Source organism: Streptomyces sp. SD15 (assembly GCF_054462255.1).
In genome coordinates, this window is the sequence record NZ_JBTLMO010000031.1 from 14,041 (window position 1) to 32,787 (window position 18,747).

Annotated in this window: 14 protein-coding genes; 13 read left to right on the top strand and 1 reads right to left on the bottom strand. The window is 69.3% G+C overall.

Annotated elements, in window-relative coordinates; translation table 11 throughout:
- Window positions 1–29 precede the first annotated feature (29 nt).
- The 8 genes from ACX28W_RS27400 (at window position 30) to ACX28W_RS27435 (ending at window position 8,155) form a co-directional block, all read left to right on the top strand.
- On the top strand, window positions 30–1,823 hold the full coding sequence (locus ACX28W_RS27400) for a type IV secretory system conjugative DNA transfer family protein (RefSeq protein ID WP_459002208.1): 1,794 nt from the start codon (window positions 30–32) through the stop codon (window positions 1,821–1,823).
- Window positions 1,824–2,176: 353 nt separating this feature from the next.
- Window positions 2,177–2,587 (top strand): tryptophan synthase subunit alpha, encoded by a 411-nt coding sequence (locus tag ACX28W_RS27405; protein WP_459002209.1) that lies wholly within the window; start codon window positions 2,177–2,179, stop codon window positions 2,585–2,587.
- A complete protein-coding gene (locus ACX28W_RS27410; RefSeq protein WP_459002211.1) occupies window positions 2,544–2,918 on the top strand; it encodes a tryptophan synthase subunit alpha in 375 nt (124 codons plus the stop codon). Before ACX28W_RS27405 ends, ACX28W_RS27410 begins: the two co-directional genes overlap by 44 nt.
- The gene (locus ACX28W_RS27415; RefSeq protein WP_459002213.1) at window positions 2,911–3,360 is read left to right on the top strand and encodes a hypothetical protein; all 450 of its coding nucleotides are present in this window, start codon (window positions 2,911–2,913) and stop codon (window positions 3,358–3,360) included. The genes ACX28W_RS27410 and ACX28W_RS27415 overlap by 8 nt, the downstream gene beginning before the upstream one ends.
- Before the next feature lie 54 nt (window positions 3,361–3,414).
- Complete coding sequence (locus tag ACX28W_RS27420; protein ID WP_459002319.1) at window positions 3,415–4,338, top strand: adenine nucleotide alpha hydrolase family protein; 924 nt, start codon at window positions 3,415–3,417, stop codon at window positions 4,336–4,338.
- Entirely contained in the window at window positions 4,335–5,606 is a 1,272-nt protein-coding gene (locus ACX28W_RS27425; RefSeq protein WP_459002215.1) for a DNA cytosine methyltransferase, read from the top strand. The genes ACX28W_RS27420 and ACX28W_RS27425 overlap by 4 nt, the downstream gene beginning before the upstream one ends.
- Window positions 5,606–6,724, top strand: coding sequence for a DnaB-like helicase N-terminal domain-containing protein (locus ACX28W_RS27430; RefSeq protein WP_459002216.1), 1,119 nt, complete (start codon window positions 5,606–5,608; stop codon window positions 6,722–6,724). The genes ACX28W_RS27425 and ACX28W_RS27430 overlap by 1 nt, the downstream gene beginning before the upstream one ends.
- A 63-nt stretch (window positions 6,725–6,787) precedes the next feature.
- Window positions 6,788–8,155, top strand: a complete 1,368-nt coding sequence (locus ACX28W_RS27435) for an SPDY domain-containing protein (protein WP_459002217.1) — start codon at window positions 6,788–6,790, stop codon at window positions 8,153–8,155.
- 178 nt (window positions 8,156–8,333) lie between these two features.
- Here ACX28W_RS27435 and ACX28W_RS27440 read toward each other — a convergent pair whose 3' ends face one another.
- Window positions 8,334–9,224, bottom strand: coding sequence for a DUF5655 domain-containing protein (locus ACX28W_RS27440; RefSeq protein ID WP_459002218.1), 891 nt, complete (start codon window positions 9,222–9,224; stop codon window positions 8,334–8,336).
- A gap of 1,268 nt (window positions 9,225–10,492) precedes the next feature.
- Between ACX28W_RS27440 and casA the strand changes: the two genes are divergently transcribed.
- The 5 genes from casA to cas6e all read left to right on the top strand — a co-directional run bounded on the left by casA (window position 10,493) and on the right by cas6e (window position 18,744).
- On the top strand, window positions 10,493–15,106 hold the full coding sequence (gene casA, locus ACX28W_RS27445; protein ID WP_459002220.1) for a type I-E CRISPR-associated protein Cse1/CasA: 4,614 nt from the start codon (window positions 10,493–10,495) through the stop codon (window positions 15,104–15,106).
- A 94-nt stretch (window positions 15,107–15,200) separates the two neighbouring features.
- Entirely contained in the window at window positions 15,201–15,941 is a 741-nt protein-coding gene (gene casB / locus ACX28W_RS27450) for a type I-E CRISPR-associated protein Cse2/CasB (RefSeq protein ID WP_459002222.1), read from the top strand.
- A gap of 102 nt (window positions 15,942–16,043) precedes the next feature.
- Window positions 16,044–17,273 carry a type I-E CRISPR-associated protein Cas7/Cse4/CasC gene (cas7e, locus tag ACX28W_RS27455; protein ID WP_459002224.1) on the top strand — a complete coding sequence of 410 codons (1,230 nt, stop codon included), beginning with the start codon at window positions 16,044–16,046 and terminating at the stop codon, window positions 17,271–17,273.
- Window positions 17,270–18,001 carry a type I-E CRISPR-associated protein Cas5/CasD gene (gene cas5e, locus ACX28W_RS27460; RefSeq protein ID WP_459002226.1) on the top strand — a complete coding sequence of 244 codons (732 nt, stop codon included), beginning with the start codon at window positions 17,270–17,272 and terminating at the stop codon, window positions 17,999–18,001. The genes cas7e and cas5e overlap by 4 nt, the downstream gene beginning before the upstream one ends.
- The gene (cas6e, locus tag ACX28W_RS27465; protein ID WP_354817437.1) at window positions 18,001–18,744 is read left to right on the top strand and encodes a type I-E CRISPR-associated protein Cas6/Cse3/CasE; all 744 of its coding nucleotides are present in this window, start codon (window positions 18,001–18,003) and stop codon (window positions 18,742–18,744) included. Before cas5e ends, cas6e begins: the two co-directional genes overlap by 1 nt.
- Window positions 18,745–18,747 lie beyond the last annotated feature (3 nt).

Consider the following 18,747-nt stretch of genomic DNA (forward strand, 5'->3'; position numbering starts at 1 on the left):
TCACCTCCCCGCCCGGAAGCACGTAGCCCTTGCCCCCCTCCTCCTCCAGCAGCAACACCGACGGGTACGACCTCGTCCTGCGCCTCCTCCTTGGCGTGCTCGCCGTCGTCGTCCCCCTGTCCCACCTGGCCTGGCTGTCCGGCAACATCACCGCCTACCTCACCGGCACCGCCTGGGCCCCCTACCAACCGACCAACGCCCTGCTCCACCCCGAGCAGGTCTGGCCCGACGCAGGAGAAACGTCCCTGCTGATCGGTGCCCGCATCGTCCCCGTTCTCCTGCTCCTGGCCCTCGGAGTCTGGGCGGGCGTCCTATGGGCCCGGCACAAGAACCGAAGCGGCGGCCGGAAGAAGAAGATCACCGACATGGCCAAGGCCCGGGACATCGAGCCGCTGATGGCCAAGGCGATCACTGACAAAGCTCGCTCCCTGCGCCCAAGCCTCAAGGACAGCAAGCACATCGACGCGAAGGACACCGGCATTCTTCTCGGCAACCTGCAGGGCAGCCGCCACGAAGTACGGATGGGATTCGAGGACGTCGCCGTCGCGATCATGGCGCCCCGGTCCGGCAAGACCACCTCGCTCGCCATTCCGTCCATGCTCAGTGCACCCGGCCCGGTCCTGCTGACGTCGAACAAGGCCGCCGGCGACGCCTTCACCACCGCCTACGAGGCGAGGGCCCGGGCGGGGGCGGTGTGGACCATGGACCCCCAGCAGATCGCCCACGCCGCCCGCGAGATGTGGTGGAACCCCCTCGCCAGCGCGACCACCCTGGACGGGGCGAACCGGCTCGCCGGTCACTTCCTCGCCGCCTCGGTAGACGCCTCCCAGCAGGGCGACTTCTGGTCGAAGGCCGGCAGCAACATCCTGTCCCAACTGCTCCTGGCCGCAGCACTCGACAAGCGGCCCATCACCGACATCATGCAGTGGCTCGCCTTCCCCGCCGACCGCACTCCGCTGGACATCCTGCGGGACCATGGCTTCGCCGCCGTCGCCGCTCAGCTCAAGGGCACAGTCGAAGGGCCGCCCGAGACCCGGGACGGCATCTACGAGACCGCCCGGCAGTACGCCTCCGCGCTGCTGAACTCCGAGATAGCCGCGTGGGTGACACCGCAGAAGGACGTCCCGGAATTCCGGCCGGAGCAGTTCGTCACCTCCACCGACACGCTGTTCCTGCTCAGCAAGGACGGCGGAGGCGGAGCCTCGGCGCTGATCGCCGCGTGCGCAGACTCCGTGATGCGGGCCGCGACCGCGCAGGCCGAACGCGCAGGCGGACGCCTCGACCCGCCCATGCTCGCGATCCTCGACGAGGCCGCCAACGTGTGCAAGATCAGCGACCTGCCGGATCTGTACTCCCACCTCGGCAGCCGCGGAATCATCCCGATCACCATCTTGCAGTCCTACCGCCAGGGCCAGAAGGTCTGGGGAGACGCCGGCATGGACGCCATGTGGTCTGCCTCGACCGTCAAGGTCATCGGCTCCGGCATCGACGACCCCGACTTCGCGGACAAGCTCAGCCGCTTGATCGGCGACCACGACGTGGAGACCACGTCCACCTCGCACTCGGAGTCCGGTACGTCGACCTCTGTCAGCATGCGGCAGGAGCGGATCCTGCCCGCCGACGCGATCCGCGCCCTGCCCAAGGGCACCGCACTCTGCTTCGCCACCGGCATGCGCGCCGCCATGCTCGACCTCCGGCCGTGGTACCGGGAGCCCGGCGCGGAGGAGCTGTCCGCGGCGTCCGCCCGCGCGTCGCAGGCGATCACTGCCCGCGCCGTGGCGAAGCACGCGCCGACGCAGTCCGACTTCGGGAAGGCCGTGTGAGGGACGCCCCGCTGCACCTGGTGCCGGTCCGCTCACGCCAGGCGAAGGACTTCGTGCGCACCTGGCACCGCCACCACCCACCACCCACCACCCGCAGGACAGATCTTCGCCGTCGGCGCCGCCGACGAGACCGGCACCCTGCGCGCCGTCGCCATGCTCGCTGACGCCCACGACCAGGCCCAGCGCTCAGGCCACTCACGACCGGAGCGCCACCACTCCCGTGGCCTCCCGGCCGTCACCGGCCACACGCCACCGCTGACCTGCAGCGACAGCCCGGCCGCCGAGAAAGGCACCCCCTGGCCACCACCGACTCCCTCCACGCCCTCCTCACCCAACCCCGAAGCGCCCTCGGCGTGTTCGTTCCCGCCGGACTGCACCCGCCCCACGCCGAGCGCCGTCATCTCGACCAGATCGCACGGGCCGGTGCCGACCTGTTCGAGGTCGGCCTCGCCCACCATGACGCCGGCCTCGACGGACCCGTCATCCAAGCGGCCTACCGCCGCGCCCTGAGCCGCGGGAACGTCCTCGACCACACTCTCCGCGCGGTCGAGCATGCCGCCGGCCTGCGGCCGACCGTCGTCATGACCTACTGGGAACCCGTCAGCCGGCACGGCCCCGAACACCTGGCCCATCTGTTCGCCGACGCCGGTGCCGCCGGCGTGATGGTCGTCGACCTGCCCAAACCACCAGGCAGCCCGCTGGCAGGCCGCAGCGAAGGACGTGAACCTCCACACCCCACGCCTCGTGCCGCGCCACACAGCTGACACCGACCTCGCCACCGTGGCCGCCGACGCGTCGGGATGGCTCTACGCGCCCGCCAGTACGGCCCCCACCGGCTACCGCGGCCCGCTCGACATCCCGGCACTCGCCGACTTCACGAAACGCCTTCGCGCCGCGAGCCCCCTGCCCGTCGTATCGGGCGTAGGGATCTCCACCCCAGCCCTCGCGGCACGCGTCGCCCTGCTGGTGAACGCCGTCGTCATCGGCACCCCCGTCGTCCGCGCTCTGACCACCGCCCCCGAGCAGGCATCAGCACTGACCGCCGCGTTCGCCCAAGCCCTGAACCCACACACCGCCACGGAGCCTCGTGCCTGACCCCACCACCCCGGTCCCGGCCCTCGCCCAGATCGCGTCCGACGCGTCCGCCCTGCACCGAGCCCTGCGCGTCCACCCCGCCGACCGTGCATCCGTACTGGCCACGCGGATCAATGACGCCCAGCAACTCGCCGGCACCGCCCTGCGGCTGTTCCTCACCCTCGGCCCGCGGGCATCGCAGCCCACACCCACGGACCTGCTGCTCCTTCACCAGGTCGCGCAGATCGCCAAGGCCGCCCAGGACGCCGGAGCCGAACTGGCCGCTGCCCTGGCCCGCGGCGTGGAGAACCAGCGCCGCCAGGCCGACGCCGCATCAGGACGGGTCGTCCTGGTCGGGCCGACGCCGCAGCAGTTCATCGAGTCGGCCATCGACCTCCTCGACCGCATCCCCGCCCTCTGCCACGCCATGTCCCGCGACCGGCCGATTTCCCCCAACCGCTGACGCGCCAGCGCAGTGAGGGCGCACCCTCCCGTTTCCTTACTTCCAGGACAAACCATTTCAGATCAGCCCCGATTTCGCGCCCTTTCTCTCGGCGCCGGAGTTCAATCCAGCACCCTCCTCGCCCTGTCGGCCGAGGGTGCCCTCCCGAGGGTCGACTACGCCATTTTCGCCGACACCGGCTGGGAACCCGAAGCAGTTTATGCCCACCTTGACCGGCTGGAAGAAGAGATAGCCGCGCCCGCCGGAATACCGGTACTGCGCGTGTCGGCCGGAAATATTCGCAGTGACGCCCTAAACCCGCATCATCGGTTCGCATCCATGCCCCTCCACATTCTCAATAAGGACGGGCAGCCTGGAATGACCCGGAGGCAGTGCACTGGTGCATATAAGGTAAAGCCGATAAAACAGAAGGTGCGCGAACTACTCGGGCACCCCTATCCTGCCCGCATCCCGAAGGGGGTGTTCGTCGAACAATGGGTGGGAATATCGACCGATGAATTTCACCGCGCCAAGGACGCCGACGTCAAGTACATGCGCAACAGGCATCCGCTTCTGGACATGTCCTGGAGCAGGGCCGACTGCATTCGTTACCTGACCTCGCTCGGTCTCGCCGATACACCGAAATCGAGTTGCCTTGGGTGCCCGTTCCACGGAAATGCGCAGTGGAGGCACATCAGGGACACCTCTCCGTCCGAGTGGGCGGACGTCGTCGAATTCGACGAAGCTATCCGGCAGGGCAATGCCCGCGCCAATGCGTCGGGCAGCCGCCTGCTCGGCGAGGCATTCCTGCACCGCTCCCGCGTCCCGCTGAGCGCGGCGCCGATCGACCACGTCACCCGGGCGGAGCGGGCCGCCCTGCGGATCAGCGCGGACGAGGCCGACGTACTGGAGAACGGCGTCGAGGACGGCTGCTCGCCCTGGGCGTGCCGCGGCGACGCCGATGCACTGACGCAGGACGACTTCGGGCTGGCCACGTGATTCTCGACCTCTTCGCGGGGCCGGGTGGCTGGAGCAGGGCGCTGCACGTCCTCGGCGTACGCGACGTCGGACTGGAATGGGACCAGTGGGCATGCAAGACCCGCTCTGCGGCTGGCCAGTTGACCATTCGGACCGACGTGGCGATGTATCCGACCTGGCCCTTCATCGGCCGCACCCGCGGAGTGATCGCATCCCCGCCGTGCCAGGCGTGGAGCATGGCCGGCAAGCGGCTCGGACTGCTCGACCAGCCGCTGGTGCACGCGGCGGTCGAGGACCTGGCCGCCGGACGCGACACCCGCGAACGCCTCCTCGCTGCGTGCCGCGACGAGCGCTCCCTGCTCGCAGCCGAGCCCATGCGCTACCTGCACGCCCTCAACACGGTCGGCGAGCCCGACTGGGTCGCCATGGAGGAAGTGCCGGACGTCCTGCCGCTGTGGAAGCAATACGCCGCCGTCCTGCGCGGATGGGGGTTCTCCGTCTGGTACGGGATCCTCAACGCCGCCGACTTCGGCGTTCCGCAGACCAGGCGACGGGCGATCCTCCTGGCCTCCCGCGTCCGTACGGCGCAGCCGCCCACGCCCACGCACTCCCAACTCGCCGAGCCGGAATCGCTGTTCGGTCCGGGCCGCGCCCGCTGGGTCAGCATGGCCGAGTCCCTGGGATGGGGCGCGACCGACCGGCCCGTCCCCACGGTCTGTGCAGGCGGTGGCCCCGGCGGCGGACCCGAACCCTTCCCGTCGGGCTCCCGCAAGACGCTGTCCGACGCCCGGGATCGCGGCACCTGGATGCCCCGGCCGGACGGAGTGGTCCTGCAGTCCCGCCGCGAAGGCGCCGGATGGGCGGCCCGCCACGGCACACGCGAGAACCGGGCCGCCGACGCGCCAGCGCCGACGTTCACCGCCGAGGCCCACCGCTGGTCCTGGTCCCTGCGCAGCAACAACCAGGCCAACGCCACCGTCCGTCCGCTGTCTGAGCCGGCAGGCACGCTGTTCTTCGGGCACCGCGCCAACGAGTGCACCTGGGTCGCCGAGCCCGCCTCACCTCCGGCCAAGGACACCGACGCGCCCGCGGTTCCCGAGCCGATCCGGATCACCGCCCGCGAGGCCGGCCTTCTGCAGACCTTCCCCGCCGACTACCCCTGGGCCGGAAACAAGGGCCAGCAGTTCTCCCAGATCGGCAACGCCGTACCGCCGTTGCTCGCCGGCCACCTCGTCGCCCCACACCTCGGCGTCACCCTCGGCCCCGACGACTTCACCCTCGCCGCCTGATGCCCCACGCCCCCGAACCCGACGAAGACGACCTCGACGCCATCGCACCGCCCCAGCCGGTGTTCCACGTCGAGCAGGCCCTCCTCGGGGCCCTCCTCCTCGATCCGCACCGTCTCAGCGACGTGACCGGCATCGCCGCCGACTCGTTCTCCACCGCCGCGCACTCCGCCCTGTACGCCGCGATCACCACCGTGCCGCCGCCCGACCCCGCCGAGCACGCGAAGAACACCAAGTGGCTCGACCGCGTACTCGCCACAGGTCGCGAGCAGGCACGCGGACTGACCGCCTCCTACCTGCACACCCTCGTCCAGGTCTGCCCCTGGCCCAGCCACGCACCGGCCTATGCCCGGATGGTCGAGGCGGAACACGCCCGCCGCCGCCTGCTGACAGCCACCGAACGCCTCGCCCAGACCGTCCACGACGCCTCCCTCCCGCACCCCGTCCAGACCGTGCTCGCCAAGGCCGACGCGCTCGCCGCGGTCGTGGACGACATCGCGGCCCGCTTCCCGCCACGCGCAGGCGTGCTGCCCCGTACCACGGCACCGCCGCCGCCCGCCGCGCCCGGCCACACGGAGGCCGTCGAGGAGGAGCAGATACTGCTCGCCACCGCCACGGCCTACCCCTCCGACATCGACTCCGTCCGGTGGCTGCTGCCCGACGACCTCACCCTGCCGCTGCACGCCGGCCTGTGGCAGTGCCTGACCGCCCTGACCCGCCGCCGCGAACCCGTCGACCCCGTCACGGTTCTGTGGGAGGCACAGCAGCGCGGTCTGATGGACGACGGCAGTGAACCGGGCGAGGTCCTCCGCCTGCTGGCCGAACCGGCCGGTTCGGTCGAGCACTGGGGCGAGAGGGCCCTGCAGCGTTCCCTCCTGGCCACGGCCGAGCACACCGGCCGGCGTATCGAGGCGTATGCCGGCGACCCGGCGAATACACCGTTCCAGCTCGTCGTCGGCGCCCGCCGCGCCCTCGCCGACATCAGCGCTGTCCGCACCCGCTGGCAGCACGCCACCGGAACCGCCCCGCCACAGCGGCGGCGACCGGCGCCCATCACCCGCGCCGGCCCGCCGACCACCTCGGCCGCGCACACCGTCCGCTCCACACGAGCAACCCGATAGACCGCCTACGCCGGTGGCCGGACCCGAAGGCCCGGCCACCGGCAAAGGAGACGACACCCCAACGTGACCCCCGCCATCGACGCCCACGTCCGCCTTGACACCCACCCCACTCATCCCAGCGCCGTGACCGCCGTCCTGACCGGAACCCAGGCCCGCGTCGCCCTCATGGGCCTGGAGGCAGCCGACTGGACCGTCGCCGCCGACAACGTCCTGGTCCTGGCCCGCATCGATCATGAGGAGCCCTACTGGGCCGAGGACGCAGCCAAGCACCTGATCGCCGAAGGCATCACCGTCGAGATCGCCCCTCGGCTCCGGGAGGCGATGGACGAGGAATGGACCTGGCCCAACTACCCGATGCCGTGGTGCACCCGCAGCGAGATCCGCGAGGTCTCCAACGCGGCCCAGAAGATCCACGACGACATCTGCCACGGCCAGCTCCTCATCCACGCCCACGCCCACGACGCCCACACCACCGTCGCGGTCGGCAGCTACCTCCACCGAGGCGGCAAGTCCGTCTACCTCCACGGCGAGGATCACCTGCGCCAGGTCGCCGATACCTTCGACTCACCCGCACAGGCCCTGCTCGCCTTCGAGAAGGTCCACGCGGCCGAGATGCGCCCCGGCCCGGCGCCCCTGACCGACACCGAACGCGCCGCCATCGAGGCCCGCTCCGTCTTCGACGTCACCGCGGCCAAGTCCGAACCCTCCCGCCCGGAGCCGGAGACCGTCCCCGTCTACCTGGCCGATGCCGGCGACCACGACGCTCTCCTCGACGCCTTCATCGACGCGCACGGCGAGTTCGAGAAGTGGCGGACTTGGTCGGATGAGACAACCCACGCCATCCACGAGTCGCAGACCCTGCGCATCGAGCGCGTCCACGAAACCCCCGCCCACGAGACCGCGTGGACCGTAGCCGCCTACGAGACACCCGTCTCCGACCGCATGTGGGTCCTCACCGCGACCGGCGCAACCCCAGCCCCAGTGCTGCAGGAGCTGCTGACCCACCTCGCCGACGGCGACAGCTGGGACACAGCCATCGGCACACCCGTGGACGAGAAGATGGTCACCGCGGCCACCCAGCCGCTCTCCGACGCCGGATGGAAGCACACCGTGGACGGGCGATGGATCCGCTGGACATCCCCCGACGGTGACGCAGGCGTCCAATTCGACGCCTTCACCGCACAGCACCCGAGTCAGAACCTGGCCACCTGGACCGTCTGGGCCGGCCCCGGTCCGGACCGTCCCACCTGGGCCATCACCGCGTCCCCGCACACCCCGAGTTCGCTGCTGGCCGATCTCTCCGAGACCCTCGCCCACGAGACCGGCACGCGCCAGGCCCAGCCGAGCCGCGAGCACAGGCCCCGCCTCGCCACCAGTGCGCCAGCCGCTCCGGCGATCGCGGCCGGCCGAACCGCCAGCCGTTCACGCTGATCATCGGCGCACACGAGCGGGGCAACATAGCGCGGGATCGCCGGTTGGCCAAACCGGCGATCCCGCGCACCATAGATAGTCCACCGCCACCCCCCGCCCGCACGTCGAAAGGCACCCACCTACGACCGCATATACGGCACGAAGCGCAGCCCGCCAAGTCGGCGGCAGGGACATCCGATCACGCCGCCGCGTAGCTTGCCCGGAACAGATCCCGCGCCCGCTCCACGTCCATCGGCGTACGGAGCTGTACCTCCAGATCACCCGTCCCGTGGTGACCGAGACCGGACACGTCCCAGGTGAAGCCCGGAACAAGGTCGACATCCTTCGGGTCGACCTTCAGGTAAACCAACAGCTTGCTTCGCTGCGGAGGGCACAGGCAGGCGAAGTTCCGCAGCCGCTGATACGCCCGGTAGGTCTTGCGCTCAACCCTGTCCACACCATCCCCAAGCCCGAGCAGGACCTCGTCGACCGCGCCCGCCAACTCCATCATTCCTGCGCCCTGGACGTCGGCCGCCGCCCGGGCAACCGCCTGGCGCCGTGCCCGACGGGCCACCTGCGTGCCGCCGCTCACGGAGGCCACGGTCTCAAGGCCGAGCAGGTCGCTGCCGAAGAGTCGGTAGCGGACCAGGTCGATCGATCGACGGTGCTCGCGCACGGCATGCACGTCGTAGCGGATGAAGTCGCCGGCGATGCAGATCAGGCGCGGGCCGCTCCAAAGGACCTGGGACGCGGCCGTCGCCCCGAGCCGGTCGCGGACCAGGTGCTCGAACTCGGCCCGGTGGTCCATCAGCCACGAGAGGTAGAACAAGCCCTGGTGGATGACGCCGGGGTCGACGCCGCGCTTGGTCTCGACGATGACCGGCGACCCGTTCTCGTCCAGCCCGAGCAAGTCGATTCGGCCCCCGTGGACCGGCCCGGTGCTGTACTCGCTCGCCAGGAACCGGACGCCCAGCATCGTCTCCATGTGCGCCTCGACGAGATCCTGCACATCCGCCTCGACGTCGGCAAGACGCGGCATGACCTCGGTCACGCCGCTATTCGTCGTGTGGAACAGCTTCAGGCCCGACACCTTCCCCTCCTCAGCTCGGAAATCAATAACACAGGGGAGGTGCAGGATTGTTTCCGCGAGGGGCTTCGGCCCTGTGAAGATGGTGTGAGAAGCTACGTCCGAGCCGCAGGGGCCCACGAACGTCCCACAGTTCCCAGGGATCTACGGGTCCCACATACGTCCCACAGGTTCCTGGGGCATGCGCATGGGATTTTACGTTTTCGCAGGTCAGCCCCCGTAGCTCAGTGGATAGAGCAGGCGCCTTCTAAGCGCCTGCTCCACCACCTGTCACAGCCTTGGCCATACGCTGCGCGTGACGGACCCCGCGGCAATGGATTGGTCGCTGTAGAGCGTCCATCCCAGCTCACCCCCGCCTTCGCGGGCTCCGGGCGAACGGGCGAGACACCCGCGCATGCGGCCCCAGACCGTCGCGGCGACACCGTTCCGCACACACGGGTCACATCAAGGAGTACCGTTTCGTTGCCACGCAACTGTCCCCACATACGAGGGGTTGACCCCTAGGGCACCTACGGCCGTGCTACGGCACCGCGTTGTTCCCCGTGTCTGCGGGGCTGTCTCCATCCGTTGAGTTATAGCATCACCTAAATTGCTACAACTAGGGAACCTGCGGCCGTGTGTTCTGCTTCCAGAAGGCTTGTGCAACATCACGGCAACAAGACTTTTAAGGTTCCCCTGCGAAGGCGCGCTCCATCCCCTACTCTCGGAGCGACCGGAAGCAGTGAGGCGCGCATCAGCTGCCCGCCTCACCCGGACCGGTGTACGCAAAAGGGCTGAGCCCGCCCCCCGGTCACACGAGGGAATACAAAGGGCCCAGCCCACCTCCAGCCGCAAGCAATGCATCAGGAGGTACATCAATGATATTCGAACGCACCAATGCTGGACAGGGCGACGGCCACTCGGCCGACGCTGGCCATTTACTTCTTGCTCTGGTCGCGGCGGCACCGCTCGCGCCAACGCCCGTTGCCCCGTGGGTCTGGGGGATTGCGGTGGTCGTGGTTGTGGTGGTCGTGGTTGTCGTTCCTAGGGTGAAGACATGGAGGCCGTGGGCCTGACTGTCGTTCCGCGCGGCAGCGCACGACAGTGACCCATTGATGGCGAAGTAGCACCATCGGGCGCGGGTGTGAGGGTGGGGCGGGTGGGCGCGGGCCAGGTTGGCGCACCCGCCCGCCTCAGATCCAGGGTGATCAGATATCGCCAAGTTTAGGCAATCTTCGACCTTTTTCGGAACTTCGCTCACGGTTGAGGGCCCAGGCATGTCGAATGCACGCATGAATCAAGATCGCCCCACGTCCGGGGCGCGCTTCGATCGCTTGTCCGTCGCTGCCCGGATGGCCTGGGGCAAGCACGAGCGAAGGACTGATGAGTGGCTTCCGTTGTGGCGACACATGGCGGACAGCGGCGCGGTCGCGGGGAAGTTGTGGGACGAGTGGGTCCCCGCCAATGTCAAGGCGCTCATCGCGGAGGTGTTGCCTGGGGGGATGGATGACGCGCGCCGCCTTGTGGTTTTCCTGGCGACCGCGCACGACATCGGGAAGGCGACTCCGGCATTCGCTTGTCAGGTGGACGGTCTCGGCGACCGTATGCGCACCGCGGGACTGAGCATGCCGTACCAGAAGGAGTTCGGCACCGATCGGCGGATGGCTCCGCATGGGCTTGCCGGGCAGTTGCTCATTCAGGAGTGGCTGTCCGAACGGTATGGCTGGAGCAGCCGGGCTTCGGGACAGTTCGCTGTCGTAGCAGGGGGTCACCACGGGACTCCGCCGGATCATCAGCAGATCCACGACCTGCGCCTGCATCCGCGTCTGCTGCGCACCCCGGGCCCCAGCGAAGCGAAGTGGCGCAGCGTGCAGTACGAGTTGATGGATGCCTGTGTGGAAGTCGCTGACGTGGGTGACCGGTTTCCGGACTGGCAGTCGGTGCGGTTGCCGCAGTCGGTGCAGGTGGTTGTGACCGCCGTAGTGATTGTCTCCGATTGGATAGCCAGCTCCGCCGAGCTCTTCCCCTATGATCCCTCGTCATGGTCTGGCGACAACAGCGGTGAAGAGCGGCGCCTCGGCGCGGCCTGGGCCGGGCTCGACCTCCCTGGGCCGTGGGCGCCGACACAGCCGACCCAGTCAGCGGCCGGCTTGTTCAAGGATCGCTTCGACCTACCTGACGGTGCTGTGATCAGGCCGGTGCAGGAGGAGGCCGTAGGGATGGCGCGGCGCATGCCCGCCGCCGGGCTGCTGATCATCGAAGCGCCGATGGGTGAGGGCAAGACGGAGGCGGCCTTCGCGGCAGCGGAGATCTTGGCGGCGCGGACCGGGGCCGGCGGTTGTCTGGTGGCGCTGCCGACCCGGGCCACGGGTGATGCCATGTTCCCCCGGTTGCTGAACTGGCTGGAACATCTGCCCTCCGACGGGCCCCGGTCCGTCGTCCTGGCGCACGCCAAGTCCGCGCTCAATGACGTATGGGCGGGGCTGCTGCGAGCGGAACACCGGACGATCGCCGCTGTCGAACCGGACAGCGCGGACACGGTCGCCGCCGCCGGGAAAGCCCGGAGGTCGAGCCCTTCTGGACTTCATGCGCACCAGTGGCTACGGGGGCGCAAGAAGGCCCTACTCGCCTCGTTCGCGGTGGGCACCATCGATCAGGTGCTCTTCGCGGGGCTCAAGAGTCGGCATCTGGCCCTGCGGCATCTCGCCGTCGCGGGCAAGGTCGTCATCATCGACGAGGCCCACGCCTACGACGCCTATATGAACGCCTACCTCGACCGCGTACTGGAATGGCTGGCGGCCTACCGGGTGCCGGTGGTGCTGCTCTCCGCGACCCTGCCCGCGAAGCGGAGGCGGGAACTGGCAGCCGCGTACGCCGGTCAGATACCCGGCGCGGACGACGTACGTACCGACGTACCCGATGACGCCTACCCCCTCATCACCGCTGCGGCACCTGGCGCCCCTGTTCTGACCGCGCGCCCGGCAGCCGCGTCGGGGCGCCGTACCGAGGTAGAGCTTGAACGGCTGGATGACGATTCCTGCCTGCTGGCCGAGCGGCTGGCGAGGGATCTGCGCGATGGTGGCTGCGCGTTGGTCGTGCGCAACACGGTGGACCGCGTACTGGAGACGGCAGAGCGCCTGCGGGAGCGCTTCGGCGCGGAGGCGGTGACGGTGGCGCACTCCCGGTTCATCGCCGCCGACCGTGCCCGCAACGACGCCGAACTGCTGACGCGTTTTGGGCCCGACGGCGATCGCCCCGCCGGACCGCATATCGTCGTCGCCAGCCAGGTTGTCGAGCAGTCCTTGGACATCGACTTCGATCTGCTGGTCACCGATCTGGCTCCGGTGGACCTCATGCTTCAGCGCATGGGACGGCTGCATCGCCACCCGCGGCCCCGCCCGGCCCCGCTGGCGCGGGCCCGCTGTCTGGTGACGGGTGTCGACTGGCAGCCCTCCGCTTCCAACTCCGCTGCGGACGCTGACGCCGGCCCACCGGAGCCCGTAGGAGGCTCGCTCGGTGTGTATCAGGGGCCGCACACCCTGCTGCGTGCACTCGCCGTCCTCGGTCCGCACCTCGACGGTGCGCCGCTGGTCCTGCCGGATCACATCAGTTCGCTGGTTCAGTGCGCGTACGGGGACGAGCCCGTCGGTCCCGAGCACTGGGCGACCGCTCTCGACGACAGCCGTCAGGCGTATCTGACCCGGCTGGCCGGGAAGCGGGAGCGTGCCGAGGTGTTCCGGCTCGGTCCCGTACGAAGGGCGGGGCGACCGGTGTTCGGCTGGCTCGACGCGAACGCCGGGGACGTGGACGACAGCCGCACCGGCCGCGCCCAGGTACGGGACAGCGAGGAGAGCCTGGAGGTGCTGGTCCTCCAGCGCCGAAGGGACGGCCGGCTCACCACCCTTGGCTGGCTTGACGGCGGGAGGGGCGGTCTGGAGCTTCCCGAGCACAGCCCTCCTGCGCGCCGCGCCGCCGAAGCCGTCGCTGCGAGTGCGCTGACCCTGCCCTGGCAGTTCTGCAAGCGGTGGGCGATCGACCGGACCATCGACGAGCTGGAGCGATTCCTTGTTCCGGCCTGGCAGGTAAAGGAATGCCCTTGGCTGGCAGGGGAGTTGCTGCTCGTTCTCGATGAGGATTGTCAGACCCGTCTGTCAGGCTTCGAACTCCGTTACAGCCGCGCCGACGGACTGCGTGTGACTTCCGTCGACACACCGGACGCAAAGGTGCTGGTCCCCATGTCGACGCCCTCCTTCGACCTCGTCTCCCAGCCCTGGCTTCCGGCGCAGCGCCTGGACGGGACGACAGTGGAACTGTCGCTGCTGGAGGTCTTCGCCCAGGCGCATGAGCTGCGGCGACTGGTGGGTGATCTGCCCACGCAGGAGTTCGCGCTGCTCAGGTTGCTGCTGGCGATCCTGCACGACGCTCTGGAAGGCCCTGCGGAGCTGGAGGATTGGGAGGAGTTGTGGCAGTCCGCAGAGCCTTTTGCCGCTGTTGTGGGCTACCTCGAACGGCACCGTGACCGCTTCGACCTGATCCATCCCGAGCATCCGTTCTTCCAGGTGGCGGGGCTGCGTACGGTAAAGCACGAGATCGCTTCGCTGAACCGAATCGTCGCCGACGTACCGAACGGCGAACCGTTCTTCGCGATGCGCCGGCCCGGCGTGGACCGCCTGGGCCTCGCCGAAGCCGCCCGGTGGCTGGTGCACACGCATGCCTTCGACTCGTCCGGGATCAAGTCCGGTATGGAGGGTGACGAGGAACGGGTCAAGGGGGGAAAGGTCTATCCGCAGGGGACTGGCTGGGCGGGCAACCTCGGCGGGGTCTTCGCCGAAGGCGTCACACTGCGCGAAACGCTGCTGCTGAACCTGATCGCGGCGGACGAGGACATCCTGGCTGCGGAACTGAAGAACGATCTGCCGGTCTGGCGCCGCGATCCGCTGAGTCCGGGCCCGTTGAAACAGGATCCGTCGATCCGTCGGCCTGCCGGCCCTCGTGACCTCTACACCTGGCAGTCGCGGCGACTGCTGCTGCACATCGGGGAAGACGGGGGCGAGGCTGTCACCGGGGTCGTACTGGGTTACGGCGACCCGCTCAGCCCGCACGACCGCTGGGCATTGGAGCCCATGACGGGCTGGCGTCGCAGCCCGGCGCAGGAGAAGAAGCAGGGCCGCCCCCTCGTCTACATGCCGCGTCAGCACGACCCCACCCGCGCGGCCTGGCGGGGGCTCGCGAGCCTGCTCCCCGCCCGGCGTTCGGCAACGGACGACGGGGGGCGGGGGACTGCGTCGAGCCTGGCTCCGGGGGTGGTGAAGTGGCTCGCGCTGCTGACCACGGAGGGGGTGCTCCCCGAAGGCTCACTGATCCGTACGCGCGTCGTGGGGGCGGTGTACGGAACCCAGCAGTCCGTGGTGGACGAAGTCGTCGACGACGGGGTCACGCTGCCCGTCGTACTGCTCCATCACGAACGCCCGGAGTACGGTGCCACGGCGGTCGACGCCGTCACGGACGCCGAGCAGGGCGTGAGCGCGCTGGGGCACCTGGCCGGGAATCTGGCGCGCGCCGCCGGCTCGGAGCCGGGCCCGGCCACGGAGACCGCCCGGGACCTGGGGTTCGGGGCGCTCGACGGTCCCTACCGGCAATGGCTGCGCAAGCTGGGGGATCATCCCGACCCGAACGCGGCCCACGCCGAGTGGCGGGCCACCGCACGCCGGATCATCCGGGGCCTTGGCCGACAACTGCTCGACGCCTCGGGACCGGCCGCCGCGGAGGGCCGGGTCGCCGATGTGCCGGGGGTCGGCAAGCGATGGGTCGACGACTCCCGCGCTGATCTGTGGTTCCGCAGTCGGCTCAACAAAGTGCTGCCCATCGACGACCCGCGTTCGCAGGGGCCAGGAAGCACACCGTAACTCCCCCAACCGCTCCTCTGAGCCCCGACGTTCCACCGGCATTTCGACCGGCATTTCCGTTCTCTTCCGACGATGACGCGACGGAGCTCACCGCATGACCACGACAGATCAACGGCCCGAGCCCAAGCAGCCCGCCGGCTCCCCCTCGTCCAGTCACCGGCGCGGCCCCGGTCCGGCCGGCCAGGCCGCGGCCCGCTGCATCTCACGGCTCCAGTCGCGTTACCGCAAGGACAACGCCGCCGCCGTGGCAGAACTCGCCAGGCTGCGACGCGGCGCCGGACGAACGGCGCACACGGTTCAAGAGCACTGGGGACTTGGAGGTCTGGAGGATCTCGCCGACGTCCTGGCCAAAGGGCATCCGGGCGTGCGGCGCGAGCACGCCGAGGAGGCGGTGTATCTCGCGGTGACCCTGTGGGCCCTGCACCAGCAATCCGCCCGAGACAGCGACATGCATGTCCCTGGTCAGACTCTGGGGCGCGCGGTCCGCACCTTGATGCGGAAGAGCCAGGCCGAAAACCAGGCCGACGCAGAACAGAACGAACCGCTGCGCACACGACTCGTGCGGGTCGGTACGGCCAACTCGATCGACTCGGTGGCCCTGCGACTGCGCGAGATCGTGTTGCTGCTGCGGGGTGCGGGGGTGCCGCTCGATTACGGGCGGCTCGCCGACCAGCTCTACCGCTGGCAGTCACCCCCCGAGCGTGCCGATGTGCGACGGGAGTGGGGGCGCGAGTTCCACCTCGCGGCCTGGAGCGGCAAAAACGCCCCGCAGGACGCCGAAAGCATCGGACAGGACGACGGCAGCAACCAGGAGTACGACGAGTCGGGAGAGTGACGTCCGGCATCTCCGGCTTCCGGGCCGGCACCCTTCCGCCCCCTCCACTCGCACACCGGCCACCGGCCACCGGCCCTCGACCATGACAAGGAACTGAAACCCGTGATCAGGACGATTCTCGACATTCACATCCTTCAGACCGTCCCACCGAGCAACCTCAACCGGGACGACACCGGAACGCCGAAGAGCGCCGTCTACGGTGGCGTACGGCGGGCGCGCGTCTCCAGTCAGGCGTGGAAGCGGGCCACTCGCACGGCGTTCTCGGACCTGCTCGACGCATCGGAGCTGGGTGTCCGCACGAAAAAGGTCGCCGAAGTGCTGGCCGAGCGGATCAAGGCGCTGGACCCGTCGCTGTCCAAGGCCGCAGCCGTGGAACTCGCCGCCGAAACAATGCGGACGGCCACCGGCTCCAAGATCGAGGTTCCGAAGCGGAAGGCCAAGGACAGCGAGAACGGTGAAAGCGAACCCGCGCCGGAATCCGCGTATCTGATGTACCTAAGCGGGCGCCAGCTCAACGCCCTCGCCGCCTTGGCCGTCGAGGGCAGCAAGGGCGGCGACCCCAAGGCGCTCAAGGAGTTCCTCAAGACGAGAGAGAACAAGGCACGCGCCCGCCAGTTCGTCGACTCCGAGCACTCGGTGGACATCGCGCTCTTCGGCCGTATGGTCGCGGACTCGACCGATCTCAATGTGGACGCGGCCACCCAGGTAGCGCACGCGCTCAGCGTGCACGCGGTGGAGGTCGAGTCGGACTACTTCACCGCCGTGGACGACAAGAACACGGACGCCGAAATGGGCGCCGGCATGATCGGCTCCGTCGACTTCAACTCGGCGACCCTCTACCGGTACGCGGCGGTCGACGTCGACAAGCTCCACGAGAACCTGGGCCCCGCCCTGCGCGAGGGTGAGGACCTGCCGGCCGCCGATCCCACCCGGCGGGCCGTAGCCGCCTTCCTCGAAGGCTTCATCACCTCCCTGCCCACCGGGAAAATCAACACCTTCGGCAACCACACACTGCCCGCCGCGGTAATCGTCAAGCTCCGCTCCCGGCGCCCGATCAGCTTCGTCGGCGCCTTCGAGAAGCCGGTGGCGGCAGGCGCGGAAGGCGGTTTTCTGCGGCAGAGCTGCGAACAGCTCGCCAAGTTCGTACCCGACTTGGAAAGCAAGTACGGGCTCGGGCTGGGTGGGGGACAGAGCTGGGTGCTCCGGGTGGGCGAGGAGACGGAGGCGCTGGGTGTCCTTGGCACCGAGCTGGCACTGCCCGAACTCATCACGGCAGTGGCAGACGCCGTAGCCGCCAGGCTGGAGCCCAAGGAGCCCGAGGCACGCTCATGAGCACGAGCACGAGCGTGCTGCTGCTGCGGCTCGCAGGCCCCCTTCAGTCATGGGGCTCCGCTGCCCGCTTCACCCGCCGCACCACCGAGAACGCCCCGACCAAGAGCGGTGTCCTCGGGCTCCTGGCCGGGGCCCAGGGCCGTGCCCGGGACGCCGATCTCTCCGACCTCGCCGCGCTGGAGTTCGGCGTACGCATCGATCAGCCAGGCACCCGACTGCGCGACTTCCAGACCGCCCACAACGCCGACTCGGGCAAATCCATGCCATTGTCGGAACGCTTCTACCTCACCGACGCCGTTTTCGTGGCGGGCGTGAAGGGCGATGCCCGGCTGATCAACGCACTGTACGAGGCCCTGCTGGACCCGGTGTACCTGCCGTATCTCGGACGGCGCTCCTGCCCTCCGGCAGAGCCCATCACCATGAGGGAACCCCTGGCGGACGCCGACAGCCTCGAACAGGCGCTGCGCGAAGCCGAGTGGCAGGCGTCCCACTGGTACCGCGAGCGCCGCCGACAGCAGCCCAAAGAACTGGAACTGCTGCTCGATTGCCCACCCGGCCAGGAACCTGACGTCACGCAGCGCGATCTTCCGCTGAGCTTCGACCCGCGCCATCGGCATTACGCACTGCGGGGCATCCGAAATGGATCCGTCGCTCTGCCGGACCTCCCGCAGCCCTCACCACATGATCCGACCACCCTGCTCCAGCCCGCCGCACCGAGGACCACGTGATGTACCTGACCCGCTTCCGCGTCAACACCGGGCGCTCCGATGCCCGGCGGCTGCTTGGTTCCCCGCACCTCATGCACGGCGCAGTGAACATGTCCTTTCCCGAGCCGCCGCCCCGCGACGGTTCCGGGCCCCGGGTGTTGTGGCGCGTCGACCGCAACACACCCTCCGAGACACTGCTGTTCATCGTCAGCCCAACCCGGCCCGACCTCACTCATCTGGTCGAGCAGGCAGGGTGGCCTGCCGCGGCGGACGAGGCCGGGGCCGGGGCCGGCTGGAAGACTTTCGCGTACGGAGATTTCCTCAGTGCCCTCGCGAAGGGAGACTCCTGGGCATTCCGGCTCACGGCGAACCCCGTGCACAGCATCCACCACAAGCCGGACATGAAAGGTGAGCCCACCAAGCGCGCCGCGCACCGGACACCGCAGCACCAGATGCGGTGGCTACTGGAGCGGCAGGAGCGCGGGGGGTTCGAGGTGGTGCAAAAGCCTGCGGAGCGCCGGCTTCTGGAGCACGGCGACGAGCACGAGCTGATCGTCCGCGATCAGCGTCCCCTCCAGTTCCGCAGGGCACCCGGGACGGCGGCAGGCACGGGAGGACGCAGCGAAGTCCAGTTCACCAGCGTCACGTTCGACGGCCGGCTGCGCGTGAGCAATCCCGACGTCTTCCGCCGCACGCTCACTCACGGTCTGGGCAAGTCCAAGGCGTACGGCTGCGGCCTGATGACGCTCGCCCCGGTGCGGTGATCG

Bases quoted from the DNA above. Each gene is read 5' to 3' on its own strand.
- ACX28W_RS27430 (WP_459002216.1), top strand. From the start codon at position 5,606: ATGCCCCACGCCCCCGAACCCGACGAAGACGACCTCGACGCCATCGCA.
- casA (WP_459002220.1), top strand. From the start codon at position 10,493: ATGAATCAAGATCGCCCCACGTCCGGGGCGCGCTTCGATCGCTTGTCC.
- casB (WP_459002222.1), top strand. From the start codon at position 15,201: ATGACCACGACAGATCAACGGCCCGAGCCCAAGCAGCCCGCCGGCTCC.
- cas5e (WP_459002226.1), top strand. From the start codon at position 17,270: ATGAGCACGAGCACGAGCGTGCTGCTGCTGCGGCTCGCAGGCCCCCTT.
- cas6e (WP_354817437.1), top strand. From the start codon at position 18,001: ATGTACCTGACCCGCTTCCGCGTCAACACCGGGCGCTCCGATGCCCGG.